General features: G+C 58.1%; 24 protein-coding genes and 1 other RNA gene. 11 read left to right on the top strand and 14 right to left on the bottom strand.

Going from position 1 to position 22,667, the window contains the following annotated elements; all coding sequences use genetic code 11:
- Window positions 1–42: 42 nt before the first annotated feature.
- On the bottom strand, window positions 43–744 hold the full coding sequence (locus Q0903_RS04470; protein ID WP_299413198.1) for a glutathione S-transferase N-terminal domain-containing protein: 702 nt from the start codon (window positions 742–744) through the stop codon (window positions 43–45).
- Between the two features lie 151 nt (window positions 745–895).
- Here Q0903_RS04470 and mscL point away from each other — a divergent pair, with 151 nt between their 5' ends.
- A complete protein-coding gene (gene mscL / locus Q0903_RS04465) occupies window positions 896–1,327 on the top strand; it encodes a large conductance mechanosensitive channel protein MscL (protein WP_299025653.1) in 432 nt (143 codons plus the stop codon).
- A gap of 55 nt (window positions 1,328–1,382) precedes the next feature.
- Here the strand turns inward: mscL and ald are convergent, their stop codons facing one another.
- Window positions 1,383–2,498, bottom strand: coding sequence for an alanine dehydrogenase (gene ald, locus Q0903_RS04460; RefSeq protein WP_299413195.1), 1,116 nt, complete (start codon window positions 2,496–2,498; stop codon window positions 1,383–1,385).
- A 138-nt stretch (window positions 2,499–2,636) separates the two neighbouring features.
- On the opposite strand from ald, the gene Q0903_RS04455 reads away from it, so the two are divergent.
- Window positions 2,637–3,092, top strand: a complete 456-nt coding sequence (locus Q0903_RS04455; protein ID WP_299025648.1) for an Lrp/AsnC family transcriptional regulator — start codon at window positions 2,637–2,639, stop codon at window positions 3,090–3,092.
- Between the two features lie 12 nt (window positions 3,093–3,104).
- Here the strand turns inward: Q0903_RS04455 and Q0903_RS04450 are convergent, their stop codons facing one another.
- The 3 genes from Q0903_RS04450 to rpsU all read right to left on the bottom strand — a co-directional run bounded on the left by Q0903_RS04450 (window position 3,105) and on the right by rpsU (window position 5,420).
- Window positions 3,105–4,271, bottom strand: coding sequence for a surface lipoprotein assembly modifier (locus Q0903_RS04450; RefSeq protein WP_299413191.1), 1,167 nt, complete (start codon window positions 4,269–4,271; stop codon window positions 3,105–3,107).
- 38 nt (window positions 4,272–4,309) lie between these two features.
- Window positions 4,310–4,987, bottom strand: coding sequence for a hypothetical protein (locus Q0903_RS04445; RefSeq protein ID WP_299025642.1), 678 nt, complete (start codon window positions 4,985–4,987; stop codon window positions 4,310–4,312).
- A 226-nt stretch (window positions 4,988–5,213) separates the two neighbouring features.
- Window positions 5,214–5,420 carry a 30S ribosomal protein S21 gene (gene rpsU, locus Q0903_RS04440; protein ID WP_025051451.1) on the bottom strand — a complete coding sequence of 69 codons (207 nt, stop codon included), beginning with the start codon at window positions 5,418–5,420 and terminating at the stop codon, window positions 5,214–5,216.
- A gap of 109 nt (window positions 5,421–5,529) precedes the next feature.
- Between rpsU and Q0903_RS04435 the strand changes: the two genes are divergently transcribed.
- The gene (locus Q0903_RS04435) at window positions 5,530–6,234 is read left to right on the top strand and encodes a COQ9 family protein (protein WP_299413187.1); all 705 of its coding nucleotides are present in this window, start codon (window positions 5,530–5,532) and stop codon (window positions 6,232–6,234) included.
- Here Q0903_RS04435 and Q0903_RS04430 read toward each other — a convergent pair.
- Complete coding sequence (locus Q0903_RS04430; RefSeq protein ID WP_299413184.1) at window positions 6,231–6,584, bottom strand: hypothetical protein; 354 nt, start codon at window positions 6,582–6,584, stop codon at window positions 6,231–6,233. The two genes, Q0903_RS04435 and Q0903_RS04430, sit on opposite strands and share 4 nt — an antisense overlap.
- A 105-nt stretch (window positions 6,585–6,689) precedes the next feature.
- Here Q0903_RS04430 and Q0903_RS04425 point away from each other — a divergent pair, with 105 nt between their 5' ends.
- Genes Q0903_RS04425 through Q0903_RS04415 form a run of 3 tightly spaced genes read left to right on the top strand, consistent with a single transcriptional unit; the run spans window position 6,690 to window position 8,558 of the window.
- A complete protein-coding gene (locus Q0903_RS04425) occupies window positions 6,690–7,421 on the top strand; it encodes an ABC transporter ATP-binding protein (protein ID WP_299413182.1) in 732 nt (243 codons plus the stop codon).
- Window positions 7,396–8,010 carry an energy-coupling factor transporter transmembrane protein EcfT gene (locus tag Q0903_RS04420; RefSeq protein ID WP_299413179.1) on the top strand — a complete coding sequence of 205 codons (615 nt, stop codon included), beginning with the start codon at window positions 7,396–7,398 and terminating at the stop codon, window positions 8,008–8,010. The genes Q0903_RS04425 and Q0903_RS04420 overlap by 26 nt, the downstream gene beginning before the upstream one ends.
- Complete coding sequence (locus tag Q0903_RS04415) at window positions 8,007–8,558, top strand: biotin transporter BioY (protein ID WP_299413176.1); 552 nt, start codon at window positions 8,007–8,009, stop codon at window positions 8,556–8,558. Before Q0903_RS04420 ends, Q0903_RS04415 begins: the two co-directional genes overlap by 4 nt.
- Here the strand turns inward: Q0903_RS04415 and Q0903_RS04410 are convergent.
- Both Q0903_RS04410 and Q0903_RS04405 read right to left on the bottom strand, forming a co-directional pair.
- Window positions 8,547–9,647, bottom strand: a complete 1,101-nt coding sequence (locus Q0903_RS04410; protein ID WP_299413173.1) for an acetyl-CoA C-acyltransferase — start codon at window positions 9,645–9,647, stop codon at window positions 8,547–8,549. The genes Q0903_RS04415 and Q0903_RS04410 overlap by 12 nt on opposite strands.
- On the bottom strand, window positions 9,644–10,843 hold the full coding sequence (locus tag Q0903_RS04405; protein ID WP_299413170.1) for an AMP-binding protein: 1,200 nt from the start codon (window positions 10,841–10,843) through the stop codon (window positions 9,644–9,646). The genes Q0903_RS04410 and Q0903_RS04405 overlap by 4 nt, the downstream gene beginning before the upstream one ends.
- A gap of 141 nt (window positions 10,844–10,984) precedes the next feature.
- Between Q0903_RS04405 and Q0903_RS04400 the strand changes: the two genes are divergently transcribed.
- Window positions 10,985–11,971 carry an NAD(P)H-quinone oxidoreductase gene (locus tag Q0903_RS04400; RefSeq protein ID WP_299413167.1) on the top strand — a complete coding sequence of 329 codons (987 nt, stop codon included), beginning with the start codon at window positions 10,985–10,987 and terminating at the stop codon, window positions 11,969–11,971.
- Between the two features lie 116 nt (window positions 11,972–12,087).
- On the opposite strand, the gene Q0903_RS04395 is transcribed toward Q0903_RS04400, so the two are convergent.
- Window positions 12,088–12,726 (bottom strand): ribonuclease T2, encoded by a 639-nt coding sequence (locus Q0903_RS04395; protein WP_299025606.1) that lies wholly within the window; start codon window positions 12,724–12,726, stop codon window positions 12,088–12,090.
- Between the two features lie 128 nt (window positions 12,727–12,854).
- Here Q0903_RS04395 and Q0903_RS04390 point away from each other — a divergent pair, with 128 nt between their 5' ends.
- The 3 genes from Q0903_RS04390 (at window position 12,855) to Q0903_RS04380 (ending at window position 16,229) form a co-directional block, all read left to right on the top strand.
- Window positions 12,855–13,619, top strand: coding sequence for a DUF1013 domain-containing protein (locus Q0903_RS04390; RefSeq protein ID WP_299413164.1), 765 nt, complete (start codon window positions 12,855–12,857; stop codon window positions 13,617–13,619).
- A gap of 102 nt (window positions 13,620–13,721) precedes the next feature.
- The gene (locus Q0903_RS04385; RefSeq protein ID WP_299413161.1) at window positions 13,722–14,813 is read left to right on the top strand and encodes an endonuclease/exonuclease/phosphatase family protein; all 1,092 of its coding nucleotides are present in this window, start codon (window positions 13,722–13,724) and stop codon (window positions 14,811–14,813) included.
- 237 nt (window positions 14,814–15,050) lie between these two features.
- Window positions 15,051–16,229, top strand: a complete 1,179-nt coding sequence (locus Q0903_RS04380; RefSeq protein WP_299413159.1) for a type III PLP-dependent enzyme — start codon at window positions 15,051–15,053, stop codon at window positions 16,227–16,229.
- 132 nt (window positions 16,230–16,361) lie between these two features.
- Here Q0903_RS04380 and recR read toward each other — a convergent pair whose 3' ends face one another.
- The 3 genes from recR to Q0903_RS04365 form a co-directional block, all read right to left on the bottom strand.
- Window positions 16,362–16,955, bottom strand: a complete 594-nt coding sequence (gene recR, locus Q0903_RS04375; RefSeq protein WP_299025595.1) for a recombination mediator RecR — start codon at window positions 16,953–16,955, stop codon at window positions 16,362–16,364.
- A 62-nt stretch (window positions 16,956–17,017) separates the two neighbouring features.
- A complete protein-coding gene (locus Q0903_RS04370; protein WP_299025592.1) occupies window positions 17,018–17,362 on the bottom strand; it encodes a YbaB/EbfC family nucleoid-associated protein in 345 nt (114 codons plus the stop codon).
- A gap of 249 nt (window positions 17,363–17,611) precedes the next feature.
- Complete coding sequence (locus Q0903_RS04365) at window positions 17,612–19,360, bottom strand: DNA polymerase III subunit gamma/tau (RefSeq protein ID WP_299413156.1); 1,749 nt, start codon at window positions 19,358–19,360, stop codon at window positions 17,612–17,614.
- A 291-nt stretch (window positions 19,361–19,651) separates the two neighbouring features.
- Between Q0903_RS04365 and Q0903_RS04360 the strand changes: the two genes are divergently transcribed.
- Complete coding sequence (locus Q0903_RS04360; RefSeq protein ID WP_299025586.1) at window positions 19,652–20,497, top strand: neutral zinc metallopeptidase; 846 nt, start codon at window positions 19,652–19,654, stop codon at window positions 20,495–20,497.
- Between the two features lie 117 nt (window positions 20,498–20,614).
- On the opposite strand, the gene ffs is transcribed toward Q0903_RS04360, so the two are convergent.
- Both ffs and Q0903_RS04350 read right to left on the bottom strand, forming a co-directional pair.
- Window positions 20,615–20,712, bottom strand: an RNA gene (gene ffs / locus Q0903_RS04355) — signal recognition particle sRNA small type.
- Between the two features lie 37 nt (window positions 20,713–20,749).
- Entirely contained in the window at window positions 20,750–22,579 is a 1,830-nt protein-coding gene (locus Q0903_RS04350; RefSeq protein ID WP_299413153.1) for a 5'-nucleotidase C-terminal domain-containing protein, read from the bottom strand.
- Window positions 22,580–22,667: the final 88 nt, after the last annotated feature.

The following is a 22,667-nucleotide window of genomic DNA, read 5'->3' as shown; positions in this document are numbered from 1 at the left end:
CAAGGTACCCACAATCGGTCCAATGCAGGTCAGGCGCAACCCCTAGGCGCGGGGCGGGATGACTAGACCTTTTTGCACTGCTGGTCGCGCGGTGAACCGATCAAGATAAGCTACGAGGTTCTTGTGATCTTCCCACCCGACAGCGTCTTTCACGCCGTAGAAATCAAGTGCGCGCAGCCATGGGGCAATGGCGATATCGGCCACGGTATAGTGCGTCCCCGTGATCCAGTCTTGGCCAGCCAGCTCGAGGTCGAGAACAGCCAGCAGACGCTTGGCTTCGCCCAGATACCGCTGCTGAGGGCGTTTGTCCTCCCACTCGGCACCTGCGAATTTGCTGAAAAAACCAAGTTGCCCCAGCATCGGGCCAAGGCCTCCCATCTGGAACATCAGCCATTGGGTCGCTTTCGCTTTGTCGGTTGCCGTCTCGCCCAGCAGCTTTCCCGATTTTTCGGCGAGATAAAGCAGGATTGCGCCGCTTTCGAACAGGCCGATGGGTGTGCCGTCAGGCCCGTTGGGATCAACGATGGCAGGGATTTTATTGTTGGGGTTGAGAGAGAGAAACGCGGGGCTTTTTACATCCGCATCTGACAGGGTAACGGTATGGGGCTCATAGGATAGGCCTGTTTCTTCTAGCGCGATAGAAACCTTTACACCGTTGGGCGTCGGAAACGAATAAAGCTGGATAATGTCGCTATTTGCAGCGGGCCATCTTTTGGTAATCGGAAATGCCGTTAGGTCAGCCATTTTGAAACTCCTTCTCTGATATGCAGTAAAATAGGGAGTTTTCCCCATCATAACAGTCTATCCATGGTGCGCGCATGTGATATCTTATGTGCGACGGTGTAATGGGTGGGAAAACCTGCGGCCGGAAAATGTAGTACAAGGGACGAATACAATGATGAACGAATTCAAGGACTTTATCGCCAAGGGCAATGTCATGGACATGGCTGTTGGTATCATTATCGGTGCAGCATTCACGGCGATTGTATCATCGCTGGTGGGCGATCTGATCAATCCGATTATCGGCCTGTTCATGGGCGGGATCGATTTCACGAACAACTATGCCGTTCTTAGCGGTGATGTAGCTGAAGGTGCATCGCTGGAAGCGGCCCGTGAAGGTGGCGCTGCTGTCTTTGCCTATGGCTCGTTCATCATGGCGATCATCAACTTTCTGATCATTGCATTTGTTGTGTTCATGCTGGTCAAGCAGGTCAACAAGATCAAAGATGCAACGACCAAGGAAGAAGAAGCAGTTGAAGAAGCACCAGCAGGCCCAACACAAGAAGAGCTGTTGGCAGACATTCTGGCGGCACTGAAAAAAGCATAAGGCTTTTGTTGTAGAAATGATGAGGGGGTCGCAGTGATGCGGCCCCCTTTGTCGTTTATTTGAGCGCCAGTGCGGGGGAGATAACATCGATCCCCAGTGCTTTGCCGACTGCATAATAGGTCAGTTGGCCCGCATGGACGTTGAGACCTGCAAGCAGGTGCTTGTCATCGGCGCAGGCTTTTTTCCAACCTTTGTCGGCGAGGGCCAGCATGAATGGCATCGTGGCGTTACCAAGCGCGATGGTCGAGGTGCGGGCCACGGCGCCTGGCATGTTTGCCACGCAGTAGTGCATGATGCCGTCCACATCATATATCGGGTCTTGGTGTGTGGTGGCGCGCGATGTCTCGAAACAACCGCCTTGGTCGATGGCGACGTCTACGAGGGCGGCACCGGGTTTCAGCTCGGACAGTTGGGCGCGTGTGATCAGTTGTGGGGCTGCAGCACCGGGGATAAGGACCGCACCGATGATGAGGTCAGCCTGACGGGCCAGCTCGATCGTGTTGCCCGCAGAGGCGAAGCTGGTTTTGAACACACCAGAGAATGCATCATCAAGATAACGCATACGCGGCAGCGAACGGTCGAGCACTGTGACGTCTGCGCCCATGCCAGCAGCAACGCGGGCCGCGTGCGTTCCAACGACGCCGCCACCGATCACTACAACGCGGGCGGGGCCGACACCCGGTACGCCGCCCATGAGCACACCGCGCCCGCCATTGGCCTTTTGCAGGGTCCAGCTCCCTACTTGGGGGGCGAGTTTTCCTGCGACTTCGGACATGGGCGCCAGCAGTGGCAGGCCGCCTGCGCTGTCGGTTACCGTTTCATAGGCGATGCAGGTGGCACCAGAGGCGAGCAGATCCTTGGTCTGCTCCGGGTCAGGTGCGAGGTGAAGATAGGTAAACAGAACCTGCCCCTCGCGCAGCATCTTACGCTCGCCTGCCTGTGGCTCTTTCACTTTCACGATCATATCGGCAGCGGCGAAAACCTCGGGCGCGGTGCCGAGGATTTCGGCCCCTGCTGCGATGTAATCCGCGTCTTCAAATCCTGCACCCGTACCTGCGCCTGTCTCGATGACAACGCTATGGCCGTGCTTTACAGCTTCGAACGCGGCGTTCGGCGTCATGCCAACGCGGAATTCTTGTGGTTTGATCTCTTTTGGGCAACCGATTTTCATAGAAATTTTCCTCCTCCGATGATTGGCTGACACATACGCCTGCTGCGTCACATTTTCAGACGATTTCCTCTCGCCAAATGATGCCTGATTAGAATAATCTGCTATGGAATGGTTCTTTCACGCAAAAGGCTTGCGCATATGTTGGATAGTATAGATCGAAAGCTGCTTGCCGCGCTGCAAAAACGGGGGCGGATGTCGAATGCGGAGCTGTCCGATCAGGTGAACCTGTCTCCTTCTGCGTGTCATCGTCGCGTGCAGCGGCTGGAGGCCGAGGGTTATATCCGAGATTACGTCGCTCTCCTGGACCCGCGCAAGTTGGGCGTGCCGACGACAGTATTTGTCGAGATTACGTTGCAGGGGCAAGCGGACGAGGTGTTGGAGGCTTTCGAGAAATCGGTGGCGCGGATACCGGATGTGCTGGAGTGTCATCTAATGGCGGGGTCGGCTGATTACCTGCTTAAGGTTGTGGCCGAGGATACCGAGGATTTTGCGCGCATTCACCGGCAATATCTGGCGCGCTTGCCGGGTGTGGGGCAGATGCAGTCGAGTTTTGCCCTGCGAACTGTGTGCAAGACCACCGCGCTGCCTGTTTGAAGAAATGCTGGCTTAGAACCTGCGCGAAAGAGCCAAACCGCATGCACGCTCGGTCGCGTCAAACAACGCGACGTTTGAGGATGTCTTGGCGAAGCTGCAAGTGAGTTTCGGGACAATACCGCCCAGACTCAAGCGGCTGTTAAAGACCGTGACCGAGACATCGGCAAAGCTGTCGTGGCGCGAAAAACCGATGTCGGTGTTAAAGCGGCGCTGGCCTGCAAGCACGCGGCCCGAAATTTCGTACCCGCCGCGAAAGGCGCGGCTGGCCTGTGCTGTCGCAGCAAGGCTGGTAAAGCCCAAGGCTCTGCGCGCGGCATCTGCATGCACGGCCTGTACGCCAAAGCGCAACGACAGTGCAGGGTTGGGTGTGCGTGAATAGCCCAGATCCAGTAATGTGCGCAGGCCGTCATTGGCTGGGTTCTGCTGCATTTTGAGCATTGAAAACTGGAGAGTGCCGTCGATCTGGCGCCCCTGTGCTAGGGGCGTTGCGGCAAAGATCGTTACGCCTGTGCGGCTGTAATCGCCCTTCTCGCGCTGCCGCTCCAGATGAAAGATGCGGGTGCTGAAATCAGTTGTTCGGGTATTGGTGGCAAAGGTCAGGCCCAGCTCTGTTTCCGTCTCGGCGCTGTAGAGGGCCGAATAGAGGTGGCGTGCGGCGCGCCAGTCTAGCGTTATGCGCCCTTTTGCACCCAGATTGCCGCGCACATAGCCGCGCAAGCCGATCTGGCCCGCCCATCCGGAAATGCGGCGGCTCTCGGGGGCGATCTGCCCTTCGCCCAACACGCCCCCTGACAGGGTGGTATTGTCTGTGCCTTGGTTCAGGTTGGTGGTGGGGTTGAAGCCGAAGATCAGGCTGATGCCGACAGGACGTTCCGATACAATGCGGCGCAATACAGCGGTATAGAGGGCGCGGCTATCGGCGCTGGGCGCGCGTTCTTTGAGTATTTCAAACTGGTATTGCGCAGCCGCCATTTGGCCGTCGAGGATGAGAGCATAGCCCAGCTCTTCTCGCACTGCGATGTCGCGGGGACGGGCCCGCAAGAGATCACGCAGGATCTCGATGGCGGGCTTGTACTCTCCGGATGCGCGCATGATGCGCGCTTGATTGAAGTCAGTCTGTGCCTGTGGTGCCTGTGCAAATGCCCCGCCCGAAAGGGCCAGCCAAAGCGCGGCTGACACACTAGCAAGGCGGGGGAATAGCCGTCTGCCCCGCAAGATCAATTAGCGACACCAACCAGACCGCCTGCAACGGTGGTTGTGCTATCGCGTCCGTGGAAGGTGGCAATCACGCCCTCGCTGCCGATCTGACCATCGAGGCTGGTTTGCACGGTGCCCGACACAGTATTGTTGCCGAAAACTGTCCGTCTTAGGCTGTAGTCCACCGTTGCGGTGCCTGTCACGGCTTGGCCGTTGATCTGGCCGTCGACATCCAGATCGGATGTGTTGCCTGTCAGTGTCCCGTTGTCGAAATCAGCGGTCAGCGTGGCGCGGCCTTCGCTTGCTCTGCTGCCGCGCAGGCCGTTGATGAACAGGCTGCTGCGCTCAACCTCGGCTGCGACCTGATAGTTGTAACGCGTATCATACGTGACAGTGCCGCCTGTTACAGGTTCGCCAACGGCAGCGCCGTCCTCAATCCCTGCGAGGGCCACGATCTGGCCGCGTCTGGGGTTGGTACCTGTTGCATAGGCGACCAAGCCTACCTCGGATGACGTGACAGATCCGTTCGAGACATTGTCCAACGATGTATCAATTGCGCCCGAAGACACCGTCGCGGTCCCGCTGGCCGTAATATTGTCTGCCAAATTCAGGTTTGATCCACAGGCCGAGAGGGCCAGCGCCATTGCCAAAGAAGCTGGGACGACCAGCGCCGATTTGATTGATTTGAGGTGCGTCATCAGCAGGGTTCCTGTCGTTTAATATTTGAAATCGCGTGTATAATGCCCTGCCGGATTTTTGTACGCCCGTTGGGACAGGTGGTGCATTTGCGTGCTTGGGCTTGCACGAAAAGCACAGTCATAGGTTGAGCGGGGTTCTAAGACGCCCGTGATGAGGTGTAAAAAAACCCCGCCGTCACAGGGACAACGGGGTGATTTATTCTTACGCTTCTAACGAGGGGCTGATTTACATCATACCTTCGCGCTGGAGCTTTTTCCGTGCCAGTTTCCGGGCGCGGCGGATCGCTTCGGCTTTCTCGCGTGCTTTTTTCTCGGAAGGTTTCTCGAAATGCTGCTTGAGCTTCATTTCACGAAACACACCCTCGCGCTGAAGTTTTTTCTTCAGGGCGCGCAGCGCTTGATCGACGTTGTTATCACGAACACTAACCTGCATGTGGTTTTCACCACCTTTCTAGTTTGAAGTTGCAAGGATTTGCAGGAAGTGGCGCTATAGCAAAGACGTGCTATATTGTCCAGTGTCGCGAGCCCTTAGGAGAGACGCCATGACAAATACCGCTACACCGCCCCGTACATCGCCCAAAGACCTGCTTGTGCAGGCGGCTATGATGCATGTGCCATTTGATGGCTGGTCGCAGGCGACCTTTGACGCGGCAATTGACGATTCGGGGGTTGAGCGTGCGGTGGCCGAGAGCGTTTGTCCGCGCGGCGCTGTGGATCTGGCGCTGCACTATCACGCGCTTGGTGATGCCGCGATGCTGGCGCGATTGGCCGAGGCCGATCAGGAGGAGATGAAATTCCGCGATCGTGTGGCCGCCGCTGTTCGCTTCCGTCTGGAAGCGGTTGAGGACAAGGAAGCGGTGCGCCGTGGTACAACACTGTTTGCGTTGCCAATGTACGCGCCCGACGGTGCCAAGGCGATCTGGGGCACGGCGGACGCGATCTGGAACGCGTTGGGCGATACCTCTGACGATGTGAACTGGTATACCAAACGTGCAACGCTGAGCGGGGTCTATTCCTCGACGGTGTTGTACTGGTTGGGGGATAGCAGCGATGGCCATGCGGACACATGGGCCTTTCTGGACCGGCGGATCGAGAACGTGATGCAGATTGAAAAGATCAAGGCGCAGGTGAACAATAGCCCCGTTCTGAGTAAGCTGATGACAGGCCCTGCGTGGGTGATGAGCCATATCAAAGCGCCCCAGCGAATGCCGCAATCGGGGCTGCCTGGCCGCTGGACGCGCCCTTAGGTTCTAAGCCAGAGCGTTGCCAGTGTTATGCTGTGCAGCGCGACTACTGCCAGATTTGTAACGACCACGGGGTTGTTGACACCGACAATCAGGGCTGTTGCGGTTTTGTATATAATTTGCAGCGGAAACAGCACCAACGCGATGCTCAGCGCGATCTGCGGTGCGCCAAAACCTGCACGGAGCAATGCGTAAAGGCTTGTTAAAAGGATTGCAAAGTAGACGCAGGCAAGGATGCGGCGCGCCGGTGTGTCGGGGCCAAACGCTTCGGACATTCCTGATGCATCGCGCCATAGTGACAGGCAAACAGGGATTAAGATCAGGACATTTGCGGCGTGGGATATGTAGAGCATAAAAGGGGAGCTAGCTTTGAGCTGGTCAATGTCACGTTTGATGCTTTTCGGGCGGGGGTGCGGCTGATAGATCGCGGGTGAGATTTTTGGACGCGGACAAACCACATGGCGCAGACACTCCCCCTGATCGAACTGGATGCTGTTGATCTGACGATTGATGGCCGCGCGATCCTGTGCGCCGTGTCTTTGCGCACTGACGCGCGACGTGTGGCGGTGCTGGGGCGCAACGGGTCAGGCAAGACGACACTGGCGCGGGTGATGGCGGGGTTGCAGGCACCCGACGCAGGGCTTGTTAGAATTGCCGGTGTGGATGTAGCGCGCGCGCGGCGCGATGCTTTGGGTGCGGTGGGGATTTTGTTCCAGAATCCTGACCACCAGATTATCTTTCCCACCGTTTCGGAAGAGCTGGGCTTTGGCCTGCGGCAAATGGGATTGGGCAAGATCGAGGTCGCGGCAAAAGTGGAGCAGGTATTGGCACGCTTTGGCAAAGCGGCATGGCATGATGCGGCCATTCACCAGCTGTCCCAAGGGCAGCGGCAATTGGTGTGTCTCATGTCTATCCTGGCGATGTCGCCCCGTGTGATCGTGCTGGACGAGCCGTTCGCGGGGCTTGATATTCCCACGGCTATGCACCTGACCCGCGTGTTGGAAAGGGCCGAGCCTGCACTGGTGCATATCACCCATGATCCACGCATGATTGGGAGCTACGATCATGTCGTTTGGGTTGATGCAGGGCAGGTACAAATGCAGGGGGCCCCTTCAACGGTTGTGCCTGCCTTCGAGACTGCGATGCAAGAACTGGGGGCGCGGGATGATCTCTCTGACCTCACCGGTTAAGACGCGCGCGCATGACTGGCCTGCGGGGGCCAAGCTGGCTGCCTTGTGTATGGCATCCATGGGCCTGTTTATGGCCTATGATCTACGTGTGCAGGGGGCAGTCATGCTGGCTGTACTTTTGCTTTATGCGCTGCCGGGACCTGTGTTTCTGCGGTACGGGCTGCAGCGGATATGGGCGCTTTGGCCCTTCGGTGTCGTGCTGTTGGGTTGGCATATCTGGATGGGCACCCCACAGGAAGGCGGGATTGTTGCGTTGCGGATGTTCAACGCGGTGGCGCTCGCCAATCTTGTGACCATGACAACGAGTTTGCAGGCGATGATGGCCGTGGTGCGCCGCTTGGCGGCACCCTTTGTGCGTTTTGGTGTAAATTTACGCGCGATCGAGCTTGCAGCCGCGATGGTGATCCGCTTTACGCCTGTTCTGGCGGTCAAGGGGGCGGCGCTGGCGCAGGCATGGCGCGCGCGGTCGCGGCGCCCTGCCGGATGGCGGATTGTAATGCCGCTGATGGTGCTGGCTCTGGATGATGCTGATCATGTCGCCGAGGCGCTGCGGGCGCGTGGCGGGTTTGAAGTGGATAAGAAGATATGACGACGGAACGGACAATTACACAAATCGCGCTGTTCACAGCATTGATTGCCGCCTTGGGGCTGATCCCGCAGTTAACGCTGGCGTTTGGCGTGCCCATCACAGCGCAAAGCCTTGGCGTCATGTTGTGCGGTACGGTACTGGGTGCGCGGCGCGGCGGGTACGCTGCTTTGCTGTTTGTAGGGCTGGTTGCCATTGGTCTGCCCCTGCTGGCGGGCGGGCGTGGTGGTCTGGGTCTGTTCACGGCCCCTACGGCTGGTTTCCTGATCGGCTTTCCGGTTGCTGCCTTTGTAACCGGACTGGTGACAGAGCGGTTGCGCAATCTGTCTGTCGGTCTGGCGGCGGGCATTGCGGCTGTGGTCGGTGGTGTTGTGGTGCTTTATGCGTTTGGGATCATAGGTTTGGCGATTGTTCTGGACCGCGCGCTGGCTGAGGCCGCATTGCTGGTTACTGCGTTTTTGCCCGGTGATATTATTAAGGCCGTTTTGGCAGGGCTGATCACAGCGGCGCTGTTTCGGGCGCGCCCCAACAGCGTTTTGTCACGCGTGTAATACAAGCGCCGAGGCGATACCGCCTGCCGCTGCTATCGTTGCAAGACCCGTGCCGCCATGCTGGCGTAACTCATGATACAGGCGCACGGCATTTATCGTTCCTGACGCGCCTATGGGATGGCCCCGCGCCAGCGCGCCACCGCTGCGATTTACGCAATCAGGGTCAAGGCCCGCGCCTTGCACGCAAGCAATTGCTTGCACCGCAAAAGCCTCCATCACTTCTGCCGTTGTGATGTCGCTTGGGGCCAATTTGGTTTGGTGCAGGGCTGCTCTTATTGCAGCAAGGGGCGCTATTCCTGGCATTTCGGGTGTGCTGCCTTTGCTGGCGCCGCCCAATATGGCAACCCCGTCAGCACCTAGTGCGCGCATGACTTCTTCCGAAACGACGACACAAAACGCGGCGGCGTCTGCGGCGACGGCCATATTGGCGGCTGTGATGCTGCCGTGCACCTCTTTGGCACGTGCGGCGAGTTTGAGGGTCATGCGGCGGGCGAATGGATCATCGCTTTGACCTGCGAGCGGTATGACTTCAGCGAGGCTTGCCCTGTTTTCCAAAGCGGCGGCGTGGCTGCGAACGGCCCATGCGTCCTGCTCTGCACGGCTGATCCTCCGCGCTGTGGCGAGCGCATCCGCAGCGGCGGCCATGTCTGGATCACGTTCTGGCCACGGCACAAACGGGGGCTGGCCGTAGGCCTCTGGCGGGCTGCCATCGGCATAGGTGCGAAAGCGCTGGGGCCTGCGCGAATAGCTTTCCACCCCGCCTGCGACGACGATATGGGCAGCGCCGCTCTCAATCAGTGCTTTGGCCAGTAAGAGCGCATCGAGCCCGCCAGCACATTGGCGGTCGATGCTAAGACCTGCGACAGAATCAGGTAGACTTGCCGCAAGAGCGACCAGCCGTGCAGGATTGCCACCGCCGCCCAAAGCGTTTGATACGATCACTTCGTCAACGCGGTCGGATGAAACCTGCGCTTGAGCAAGTGCTGCCTGTAGAACGGGTGCGCCGAGTTGATCCAGCGACAATGCGGCGAAAGCCCCACCGCGAGGCACAACAGCACTGCGGACGGCTGCGATGATGTGGGCGGTCATGACGTGTTCCCTATCAGTTGTGCGATGCGTTGTAGATCGGGTTTGCCCGACGGCAAAAGTGGCAGCAGATCAAGAAAGGCAACCTCGCGCGGCGCGTGTAGATTGTTGTGGCGGCATTGAGTAACGATGCTGGCATGGCGGGTATCGTCTGGTGGGCCTTCCAGCACAGCGATCAGGGAATGGCCGCGCAGGGCGTCCCTTCGGGGTAAAAGAACACAAAGCGGCAGACCGCAGACTTCGGCTATCTGGGTCTCCAGCTGGTCGAGGTAGATGGTTTCATCTGCGATATTTACGATACGCCCCGCCCGCCCGCGCAAAAAGAGATAGCCCTTGGGGTCAAGCCAGCCTTGCTCGCCCACCGTTACCCAATCGCCATCGCGGTGTGTATGGGGGCTTTCGCCCTGAAGGTAGCGGTCAAAAAGATAGGGGCTGCGCACCCATATTGTGCCAGTGCCGGTGTGATCCTGATTGCGGATGTCGACCTCGACCTGCGGATAGGGGCGTCCCACTGATCCATCGGGGGTTTGCACATCGCCTAGAGTGACAAAGCTGGTTTCGGCTGCGCCGTAGAACACATGCAGGGACGCGTTCGGGCATAGTTGGGCGATATGAGCACGTACCGCGGTGTTGAGCGCGCCGCCACCGCAGAAAATCAGGCGGACCTGTTGCAAGGGTCTGGAGGCGGGCAGTAGGCGCAACTGGGAAGGTGTCGCATAGAGGATCGTGCATTCGTGACGGGTGAGCGCATCTAATTGCCGGGGTCGTGAAAGCGTGCCGAGGGCATGCGTTTTCATGCCAAGGTGGACCCCTTCGAGTAGACCGTAAAGGGCAAGTGAGTGGCCCAGCCCGCCTAGGACCGCGATGCTGTCGGATGGCGCGTAGGCAAATTGTTTTGCGTTTGTGTTGAAGTTGTGAATCCATGAGAGCTGACTGCGGGCGATGACTTTTGGCTGGCCTGATGTGCCGCCTGTGAGGGTGGCAAACTCTGTATCGTGCAGCCTGTTGATCGCGCGCTGAGGTGTGTCACTGACGCAAAACGCAGTTGGACTTCCCAATGTGGTGCGCAGATCGGCCAATGCCTGTGGTAGCGGATGCGGGGAGATATGCGCGCGGGGGGCGTCGGAGGCGCCCTCGACGAGGGCAAGCCCTGCATAGGCCTGCGTCTGGGGGTGCCATTGGAAACGCGACAGCTGCATTAATTTATCCTTATTCGCAGGCGGTGCCATTCTGCTTTAGCAAAGGGTGAAGGCCCTGACCACAGGCGGGCTTAGGGGGTGGCCTTGGCCAGACAGCAGCCTATGATGAAACCAACAAAACCAATTGCAAGGAGTGGGCCAATGTCCCAGATGATGCGCGCTGTCGAGATTACCAAACCGGGCGGGCCGGAGGTGCTGAAAGAAACCCAGCGCCCTATGCCGGAGCCTGCACAGGGTCAGGTGGTGCTAAAGGTTGCATGGGCAGGGGTTAACCGCCCCGATGCTCTCCAGCGCGCCGGTGCTTATGCACCGCCCCCCACGGCAAGCGACCTGCCAGGTCTTGAGGCCTCGGGAGAAGTGGTTGCCATTGGCGAGGGCGTTTCGGGCATCGCGCTGGGTGACAAAGTCTGCGCTCTGCTGCCCGGTGGTGGCTATGCCGAATACGTGGCGACCCCTGCGGCCCATTGCCTGCCAGTGCCCAAAGGGATGGGCATGAAGGAAGCGGCCTGCATGCCAGAGACGTTTTTCACCGTTTGGTCCAATGTTTTCATGCGTGGCGGGCTGAAAGCAGGCGAGCGGATCTTGATCCACGGGGGCTCAAGCGGAATCGGCACAACGGCGATCCAGCTGGCGACGGCCTTTGGGGCGCGGGTATTTGTAACTGCTGGCAATGCCGATAAATGCGCCGCCTGTGTGGAATTGGGGGCCGAGCGGGCAATCAACTACCGCGATGAAGACTTTGTCGAAGTGATGAAGGCAGAGGGTGGTGCGGATGTGATCCTTGATATGGTCGGTGGCGCATATATCGCTCGCAATATTGACGCGCTCGATCTGGAAGGGCGGCTGGTGCAAATCGCATTTTTGGGTGGACCGAAGGCCGAAATCAACTTTGCACCGTTGATGATGAAACGGCTTACCATGACAGGCTCTACCCTGCGGCCGCAATCCGATCTGGCAAAAGCGCGGATCGCGACAGAACTGCGCGAGGCGGTTTGGCCTCTGCTTGCTTCGGGACGGATCGCACCTGTGATGGACAGCGAGTTTGCCTTTGAAGAGGCGGCCGCGGCGCACGCGCATATGGAGGCCAGCCAGCACATCGGTAAGATTGTGCTGAAAGTTGCGGGTTGATCCAGCGGACGCGCTGACGCGCGATTATATATCTTATCGGGGGCCGAACGCAGGAGACTGTGTTCGGCCTTTGGCGTCGGGATATGAGTTTATTGGAAAAATAAAGAAGCGGTTGGTTAGCGCAGCGGGGTGAAGACTGCATCTTTTAGGGTGCAATCGCGGATCACATCGCGCCCGCAAGGGACGGGTGTGAGGGATTTTGACAGGCATATGCGCGCCTCTTGAATATAGCCCTGTCGGCAGGTGATTGTAATGGTGTCACGGGTGAGGTGCGGGTTGTCTTTGATAAAGGCGTCCTCGACCACCGATGCAGGGAGTTTGACGGTGCGGTCAAGTTTGCGAAAGACCGTCGGGCGGATGACTGTCGCGTAGGCTTTGCGGGACAGTGCATAATAGTCTTGTGCGCTCAGGTCGGTACAGGTGCCGTGTTTGTTCCATTGGTGCCACGCCAGCCCGCCAGTGCCCATGATGTCGGCCATTTCTCCTGTCATGCGGCGGGAGGGTGCGCGCTGGGCGGTTTTGCAGTAGGAAGGGTAGCCGCGGTGGAATTGTGGCCATAGGCCATGCAGGATCCAGCCGTGATCCTCTGATGCGTCGCACTGGGGGGAGTTGCGTTCGTCGCCCTCAAGCGCGCACCAGTTTGCAGACCAGCTGAGTGCCATGACATAATAGTCGAATTCGCCGGCACGCTCGCCTTCCGCGCGGGCGGTGAGAGCAGTAAGGGTCACGATCAAGGTGAGCAATATGCGGCGCATCTGGGGTCTTTCCTTATTGGCGGTCCTTGTCTATATAGGCCACAAGTTCCCCCAAATTGGAAACGGTTCTGGCCTGCCAGGACAGCCTAGTTCAGGCGACGGGGAAGGTGCGTTTAAAGGAGAGACACATGGGCAAACCGATTATGGCAAAAGCCACCGCCGTCTGGCTGGTGGACAACACGACCATCGGCTTCAAGCAGATTGCGGATTTTGTCGGCATGCATGAGCTGGAAGTGCAGGGCATCGCGGATGGTGATGTGGCGGCAGGCGTCAAGGGGTTTGATCCTGTGACCAACAACCAGCTGACGCAGGAAGAGATCGACAAGGCGCAGGAAAACCCGCTTCACAAGCTGGCGTTGAAGTTCAACGCTGCTGCTCAGGGTGAAGAAAAGCGCCGTGGTCCACGGTATACGCCGCTGTCCAAGCGTCAGGACCGTCCTGCCTCGATCCTTTGGCTGGTCAAGTTCCACCCCGAACTGACCGACGCGCAAGTAAGCAAGCTGGTTGGTACGACCAAGCCTACCATTCAGGCGATCCGCGAGCGGACGCATTGGAACATCTCGAATATCCAGCCGATTGATCCGGTGGCGCTGGGCCTTTGCAAGCAGTCAGAACTGGATGCGATGGTGCAAAAAGCGGCAGCCAAAAAAGCTGCCGAGGGTGGTGTGATGAGTGATGACGAGCGTCGCAAGCTGGTGAGCACCGAGCAGAGCCTTGGCATGGACACAGAGCCTAAGATACCGTCGGCGATCGAGGGTCTTGAGACCTTTACATTGTCGGGCGATGTTGCCGATGATGAGGATGAAGAAAAGAAAGACAGCGATTTTGCAGATGCCGAGAGCTTCTTTAACCTGCCCGACGGGGACAGCGACGAGGACGAAGACAAGAAATAAGGTGCTGCGGCGTGCTGGCCGCAAGGCTGGCGTGCGCCACGTAGTCAAAGGGGCGCCTGCTATCGGGCGTCCCTTTTTGATTTTGAGTGAGGAAGAACTGCGATGATTACCTATGTGGAGTGGTTATTGGTCGCACTGACGGCGTTTTTGGTTTTGCTAACGGCTATGCCGCTGATGCGTTGGCAGATCGGTGCTATACGTGGCCCTGCGTTCTTTCGACTTCAGTTGTTTTGGGTGGCCGGCGGGGTGGCTGTACTCGCGTATCTCTTGCCCGTTCGTGGCGAGATTGCCCTGATCAATGGTCTGATCGCGGCGATTCAATTGGGGTATATTGTTAAATTCACCGCCTTGTGGCGGCGCCAATCGCTGGATGCCGACGCCGAGCTAAGGGCCGATACAGCCCGCCACATCTCCATTCTTGCGGCAAATATCAAAAAGTCGAACCGTGATTATGATGCACTGATCCATCTTGTTGATGTGCATGCACCCGATATCCTTTTGGCAATAGAGGTCGATAGCGTCTGGATTGATGCATTGAAGTCTGCACTGTCAGATGATTATCCGCATTGGGTGAGCGTGCCTGAGGAAACAGGCTATGGTATGGCTGTCATCTCGAAACTGGCTTTGTCGGAGACGGATGTGCGCGAAGTCGTGACTGAAGGCGTGCCTTCAGTGCGGACGGCTGTAACCTTGCGCGCAGGCGGGCAGGTGCGTCTCTATGTGGTGCATCCAGAGCCGCCTGTTTTTAGCCATGATACTCTTGGGCGGGATAGCGAAATTGCCCACATAGGGCTGGAAGCGCAGCAGGATCCGATGCCGGCGATCGTGACCGGAGATCTGAACGATGTGGCATGGTCGCGCACGACGCGGGTGTTCCAGCGTCTATCGGGATTGTTGGACCCGCGGGTCGGGCGCGGGTTTTATAACACTTTTCACGCGTTTCACTGGTGGGCGCGTTGGCCCCTTGACCATCTGTTTCATGATCCGCAATTTCGCGTGCTGAGCATTGCGCGGTTACCCAAAATCGGGTCAGATCACTTTCCGATGTTGTTTGCATTGGCGCTGGCTGACGGGCCTGCGCAAAAAGGTGAAGTCGCCAGTGCGGACGTAGAGGAGAAGGCCGAAGCGCGCGAGATGATCCGCAAGGAACAAGACCGCGAACGTGATCCTATCGGCACTGATTGGGAAGACTAATATCGTGGTCCCGCTGTGGCAGAATAATCGCGGCTGATTGCGTCGGCGGAGGATTTTGGGTCGCGCTCGTTTTCTATCTTGCGCGAATCTCAAAAAGGCTTAAGCGCCGTTTCACAGACGCCAACGCACGCGCCTCTGGCCGGTCAGCCTGTTCCTGACTGACCCGCGTTTATGTAGCGACGGTAACGTCTCTTGAAACGACACTTGGGGTATTTTGCCCCCTTTTGCTCTTTGGAGATGACCATGAACGCTACAGTCCCCGGCGCCTTGCGCGCCGCAACCCCGATCTATGCTGATCCTGCTGCAGTCTACATTGCTGCGAATGATTTTGACAAACCAACGCTGGTGGTTAGTCGTGCACGTGTGGCTGCAGCCTATGACGCGCTGAAATCGGGGCTGGGCATGGCGCATATCCACTATGCTGTCAAAGCCAATCCTGCGCCTGAAATCATACGTACCTTGGTGCGCAAAGGATCGGGGTTTGATGCGGCATCGCGTCAGGAAATCGAGCTGTGTTTGTCGCAGGGCGCGCGCGCGCAGGACATTTCCTTTGGCAATACAATCAAGCGCAGCAGCGACATTGCCTTTGCCCATCAGGCAGGTGTGCAACTGTTTGCAGCCGACAGCGAGGCGGAGCTGGACAAGATTGCGCAACATGCTCCGGGTGCAAAGGTGTACATCCGCCTGATTGTCGAAAATTCACTTGCCGACTGGCCCCTGTCGCGCAAATTCGGCTGTGCGCCTTCGGCCATGTTGGGGTTGTTGGACTATGCCCGCGCTTTGGGGCTGGTTGCCTATGGGTTGTCTTTCCACGTCGGGTCGCAAACCCGACGTGCAGAGTACTGGAACCCTGTTCTGGATGACGTGGCACTGCTTTGGCACATGGCGCGTGCAGTGGGGCATGATCTGCAGCTTCTCAACCTCGGCGGTGGTTTCCCTGCGTATTATGGTGAGCATGTGCAGGCACCTCGTAGCTATGCGGCGGCTGTTGTCGCGGCCGTCGCTGCGCGCTTTGGTCATGTGCCGCATCTGATGGCAGAGCCCGGTCGTGGTTTGGTGGCTGAAGCGGGGCATATCGTGGCAGAAGTCATGCTGGTGAGCCGCAAGTCGGTAGATGATGTGCACCGCTGGGTTTATCTGGATATCGGGCGCTTTTCCGGTTTGGCAGAAACAGAGGGCGAAGCGATCCGTTATCAGATCGTTACACCGCATGAAGGAGGTGAGACGGGGCCTTGTGTACTTGCCGGTCCCAGCTGTGACAGCGCGGATATTCTGTATGAGAAACGCCCTATCAACCTCCCGCTGGCGCTGCGCCACGGGGACAAGGTGATGATCCGCAACTGTGGCGCCTATACCAGTTCTTATAGCTCGGTCGGATTTAACGGGTTCCCACCTCTTGATGTGATTGTCCTGTAAAGGGCTTAGTCACTTGGTACGAAACGGGTCGCTTTGCCGGGAACAGGCAGGCGGCCTGACGGGCTGCAACGTCTTGGCGGGCGGCGCAGAATTATTGACAAATTATGGCGTTATTTTTTTGAGGAAATCGGGCTACAGCTGCTTGCGCGCGCGCATCGCTGCGGTGATCGTTCCATCGTCGAGATAGTCCAGTTCCCCACCGATGGGTACGCCTTGGGCAAGTGAGGTCAGACGTACCTGATGCTCAAGCTGGTCGGCAATGTAATGGGCGGTGGTTTGCCCGTCGATAGTGGCGTTGAGCGCGAGGATCACTTCGCTGATTTCCTCGCTTTTCACTCGGTCCAGCAGGCGGGGGATGCGCAGCTCTTGCGGGCCGATGGCGTCCAGCGCGCTGAGTGTGCCGCCAAGAACATGGTAGCGGCCCTTGAATACGCCCGAGCGTTCCATCGCCCAAAGATCTGCAACATCCTCGACAATACACAATTCACCATTGGCACGTTTTTCGCTGGTACATATGTCGCACACATCTGCTGTGCCGACATTGCCGCAGTTCAGGCACTCCCTTGCGGTTGCTGCGACTTGCTGCATCATATCGGCCAAAGGCGACAGCAGCAGGGCGCGTTTGCGGATCAGATGCAACACTGCGCGGCGCGCCGAACGCGGGCCGAGGCCGGGCAGTTTTGCCATCAGCTCGATCAAGGCGTCGATGTCGCGGGTAGAACTCATATGTTTACTCCCGCGGCATCTTTGGAATTGAGTTTAGGGGAAAAATAAAGAAATGCTGCGGGTCAGAAGGGGAGCTTCATACCGGCTGGCAAGCCCATGCCTTCGGTTAGTTTGCTCATTTCTTCCTGTGCGCGGTCGGATGCTTTGCCTTGCGCGTCTTTGATTGCGGCGAGGATCAGGTCCTCGACGACTTCTTTGTCGTCGCCGTTGAAGATGGACGGGTCGATGTCGAGTGCCTTCAGCTCACCTTTGGCTGTGCAGGTGGCTTTGACAAGGCCAGCGCCCGCTTCGCCTTCGACCATTATGTTGTGCATCTCTTCTTGCATCTCGGCCATTTTGCCCTGCATCTCCTGGGCCTTCTTCATCATCCCGGCCATATCGCCGAGGCCACCTAGTCCTTTGAACATTTCATTTCCTTTTTTGCTTTGCGCGGTTTGAAGGCGCTATAAATGCTTGCAACAGATATGGCAGTACATAGACCTATGAACAAGATGGGAGAGCCAATACATCCTTCACGGCTTGCTTCTCATGTCATCAAAATGATCGCTTCGGATCATGCTGTGGCGGGAGTGCCGTTCCAATAAACGCGTTCTTTGTCGCACACCTCTGTAGTGGCGGCGTGGGAAGCAGATTGATGTATCGCCATGAGTTGCGCATCAGCTGTCCTCGAACGGATCCCATTCGTCTTCGACTTCGGGTAGCGCCTCGGTGACGGCTGCAGCGGCGATGTCTTCGGGTGTTCTGATTGTTGTAATTTTGGCCTGTGGGAACTGCGCCAAAACGGCCTGCATCATCGGGTGGGCCTGCGCATCGGCGCGTAATGCATTTTCCTTTGCGTCGCGCAGAGAAGCGATTGTTGCGGCGCCGCCTGAATTCACCACCGTGACGGCCCAGCGGTTGCCCGTCCACAACTGTAACTTGTTCCCGAGCCTCTGCGCGAGATCGCGGGGGGCGGCATCCGTGGGCACAAACTCAATGCGTCCCGGTTGGTACGCCGCCAGTTGCAGGGAGGTTTCCACCTCGACCAGAAGTTTGACATCGCGGTTGTGGCGTATCAGCTCTAACACATGCTCGAATGTAGGATAATGTGCCAACGCGGTCTGTGCATCGTGGGCCAGCGCCGTCGTCTGACCGGATGCGGTAGGGTTCGCGGCCATGCGGGTCTGCGCCGGTTGGACTGCTTGGGTGCCGCCGGTGCCCTGCGAGGAGCGTCCGGAAGGCATTGGGGAGCCACCAGTCGGTGCGGGCGAATTTTGCAACGTGCGCACCAACTCTTCGGGCGAGGGGAGGTCAGCCACATGCGTCAGGCGGATAATCGCCATTTCGGCAGCCATCATCGCATTGGGCGCACTTGCGACTTCTTCGAGCGCCTTTAGCAGCATTTGCCACAAGCGGGTGAGTACGCGGATCGGCAAGGCATTGGCCATTTCGCGACCGCGATCACGTTCTTCGGGCGAGATTGTCGGATCTTCAGCGGCATCAGGCGTGATCTTTACAACGCTGATCCAGTGCGTGATTTCGGCCAGATCACGCAGCACAGCCATGGGATCTGCGCCTTCGGCATATTGCGCACCGATTTCGGTCAATGCGCCCGCGGCGTCACCCCGCAAGATCATGTCCAGCAGGTCAAGGACGCGCGCGCGATCGGCAAGGCCGAGCATTGCACGTACTTGCAGTGCCGTCGTCTCGCCCGCGCCGTGACTGATGGCCTGGTCCAGAAGGGAGGTCGCATCGCGGGCCGAGCCTTCGGCGGCGCGGGTGATGAGTGCGAGGGCATCGTCGGCTATTTGAGCGTTCTCGCTGCCAGCGATCTTTTGCAGTAGGGCGATCATCACTTCCGGCTCGATCCGGCGCAGGTCGAATCGCTGGCAACGCGACAGCACTGTCACAGGCACTTTGCGAATCTCGGTTGTGGCAAAGATGAATTTTACATGCTCTGGCGGCTCTTCCAACGTCTTGAGCAGGGCATTGAAAGCCCCCGTCGACAGCATGTGCACTTCGTCGATGATGTAGACTTTGTAGCGGGCAGAAGCGGCGCGATAATGAACGGAATCAATGATTTCGCGAATATTCGCGACCCCTGTGTTTGAGGCGGCGTCCATTTCGATAACGTCAACATGGCGGCCTTCCATGATCGCCGCGCAGTGTTCACAGGTGCCGCACGGCTCGGTCGTGGGGCCGGACGTGCCGTCGGTGCCGATGCAGTTCATACCTTTGGCGATGATCCGAGCCGTTGTTGTTTTACCGGTGCCGCGGATACCTGTCATGATGAACGCCTGCGCGATGCGGTCCGCCTCAAATGCATTCTTCAGTGTGCGCACCATCGCCTCTTGCCCCACCAGATCGGCGAAGGTTTCGGGGCGGTATTTGCGGGCAAGCACGCGGTAGGCGGTGGTCTCTGACATGGGGGTCCTGACGCGGGGATTCGGTGATTTGGCTCAAAGTATGCGCTCCGCAGGCTCGGGGCAACGGGGCCAATGAATTGTATCAGCCCGCCCAGCGGATGGCATGATGGCAATGCTGCCTAAGGTACACTGGGTCAGCTTGATTTATACGCTGCTGTGGGTTTGTGAGACACCTTGCCCGGTTCCGGCTGTCTTCGGTCTCTTGGCCCGTGTTGTTACATTTAGTAGATGTAGGGCTTTGGTGTTGTGCTAGCATGGCAAGCACAGTCACAAGTATGGGGAGGGCGTCTGATGCGGCTCAGAGGGATCAAACGCAGCAAAAACGTCGAGATGCGCAGCGGTGGTGGTGGCCGTAGGCGCGCAGGTGGCAAGAGCAGCATCGGGCTGGTCGGTGTGTTGGCTGTTCTGGCCATCGGGTATTTTACCGGCATTGATGTCTCGCCGTTATTGCAAGGTGGCAGCCCTGCCCAACATCAAACCCAAAGTGCGGATTCCGGTGATGATGCCGCGGCCCAGTTTAGTGCGCAGGTTCTTACCACTACCGAAGGTGTGTGGCGCGATGTTTTCCGCGATCAGCTGGGCCGTGAATATGTGCCGCCCAAGCTTGTTATTTTTCAGGGCGTCACACAGAGCCCTTGTGGCGGTGCAAGCGGTGCAACGGGTCCGTTTTACTGCCCTGCGGACAGCAAAGCGTACCTCGACACGCAGTTCTTTCGGGCGTTGGACCAGCAAATGGGCGCTGGAGGAGATTTTGCAGCTGCATATGTGATTGCCCATGAAGTGGCGCATCATGTGCAGAACGAACTGGGAATTTTGCCCAAGGTTAATGCTGCGCGCCAACGGAGTTCCGAGACCGAAGCGAATGCGCTGACTGTTCGGCTGGAATTGATGGCTGACTGCCTATCGGGCATCTGGGCGCGCAATGTGCAAGGTCTGATGGAGCGCGGCGATCTGGAAGAAGCGCTGAATGCAGCGCGCAAGATTGGTGATGATTATTTGCAGCAGCAAGCAGGGCGCGTGCCGCAACCGCATACATTTACCCACGGCACCTCAGAGCAGCGCGCACGTTGGTTCGGACGCGGGTTTGACAGTGGTGCTGTTGGGGACTGCGATACTTTTGCCGCAGCACGGTTGTAGCGGCTGCTCTTCGCTGCCCTGCGGGCGCTCATCGCTGGCGATGGCTTTGCCCTTACGTGAACTTGTTTTGAAGATGCAGACCGTACAAGGCGATTTGCTATGCTAGGCAAAGTAGCTAGGTGAGAGATTGATAACGACCCAAGCGGGACTCGTTGTGGCTGCTGCCTTCCGGCTCTGACCAGGTTGGCGAGGCGCCTGCCCGCACCAACCTCTCGAGTCGAGATATAAGGAATAGAAGACGCAGCTGCAAGGCTAGAGCGTAATAGATAATTTGATAAATCCATCTGGCGTAGAGCCTAGCAAACGAGGCCGCAGGTGCGCGATACCTGCAAGACAATCGAGCGCATCGGGATGGGTTAGCAGGATCGCCGAGGTGTTCTCCAATGATTGGAAACGCCAAGGGATTTGGCCCTTCCAAGGGTCTGCTTCTGGCGTTGCCAGGACCTCCAGCATGGCTTCGTGCAGCGACATCCGGCTGGTCGTGACGATGCGTGCATCGGGTATCGGCGTGTAGCCCCCTCCGCCGGCAATGCGGAACCGCGTGGTTGCCAGATTAAATACCTGATCCGGATCGAGTGGGGCGCCCTGATAGGTCATATCCGATATCCGCTTCAGCGGCGGCGCGGCGGGGTTGATGGTGTATTCAAGCCCGTAGATTGTATCGAACTGGAAAGCGGGGATTTCTTCGTTCACCAACATCTGATGCGGCGTATCAGGGGCCAATTTGTTAAAAACCAATGCCCCGTGTTCCAGCCACTGATGCAGTTCAATCGCTGACATGCTGACAACGACAACGCGGTTTGCGAAAGGGACCAGCCCTGCGATGTGGCGGCGTAGTACCGGCCCTTCAGGGATGCACAGATAATTGCCAAGTCCGTCACGTCCCCCAGCGCCATGTGCCGCTGCCGCAGCCAGCAGTGGCTGCGCTGCCTCAGGCCGACCGGTCAGGGATTTCTGTGCGATAAGGTAGTGCGCCCGTGCGGTCAGATATTGCGTGCGCGCCGGAGCTGCGAGGGAGAAATAGCTGTGCATATCTTGTGTCGCCGTCGCTACAGGCGCGCGTAACCCCCCCCTGACAGCGGCGTGCTGCGGGGCGGCCAGCGCGGAAATCGCGGGGTCTGGTATGACATTCGCGCCATTCGGTCGTAACGCGCAATTATGCCCTACAACTTGCCAGCCGCGGGATAGGTCGTATTTCAGATCAAGGTCCATGACAGCCAGATTTGATCCGGCATGCCCCGCCATCACGGCAGGTACACCGCTCAGTGTGCTGTTGTGGATGTCTACGCCTTCACGCTCTGCGTAATCGGGGGCAGGCAGGTGACGGTGCGTGTGCCCCAAAATCAGAGCATCAATATGCCCACCCGTTGCCAGTGCTTGTGCGGCCTGCCCATCGCTATCGGATCTGTCTTGGTGGCCCACCCCCATGTGGGCAAGCGTGACAACCAAATCGGCCCCAGCTGCCCGCAGGCTGTCCGCGCGGTCCGCGATACACTCGGCCGGAATTTGAATACTTGCCTGCGCACCAAGGTGATCACTGTTCCATGCAGCACTTTGCATCGGGAGGACAGAGAGTACGCCGACGGTTAGCGGGGCAAGGGCATCGGTGCCAACTGGCACTTGTATTAAAAGGCTATCGCGCAAAGGTCGCAGATCAACATCGCGCAGGTTTGAGTTAAGGATCGGCATGTCCAGCGCTGACGCGACTGACTTGAGGTAGGTCAGTCCGTGGTCCAGATCGTGATTCCCTAATCCCAGCGCATCGTATTTCAGCAGGTTAAGTGCGGCGATGATCGGATGATTGCGGTCCACTTCCTGCTGGGCCAGATGGCTGGCGAGGGGGGTGCCCTGAAAGGTGTCCCCGTTGTCAAACAAGAGCGTCGGAGTGTCGTCGGCCTGCGCTTGCGCGCGTGCCTCGTTTATCAAGCGGGCCAATCCCGCCAATCCACCGCCTTGTGTCGGGCGATCTGTAATGTAGTCATGTGGCAACAAATGACCGTGCAAATCCGTGGTCGCCAATATCCTCAATCGCGCAATGTTGCGCGTTTCGGGAGCGAGGGAGCGGGTCGGTTTTGCGCACATACCAAAAAATACCACCGCTGGTTGCAAGGGTAAATCACATAGTCACTTGACGGAGCGTCGGAATGGCGCGCTTGGGTGGCTGTTGCTG

The organism is uncultured Sulfitobacter sp., assembly GCF_947502895.1.
Taxonomy (GTDB): domain Bacteria; phylum Pseudomonadota; class Alphaproteobacteria; order Rhodobacterales; family Rhodobacteraceae; genus Sulfitobacter.
This window is presented reverse-complemented; position numbering and strand designations above follow the sequence as displayed.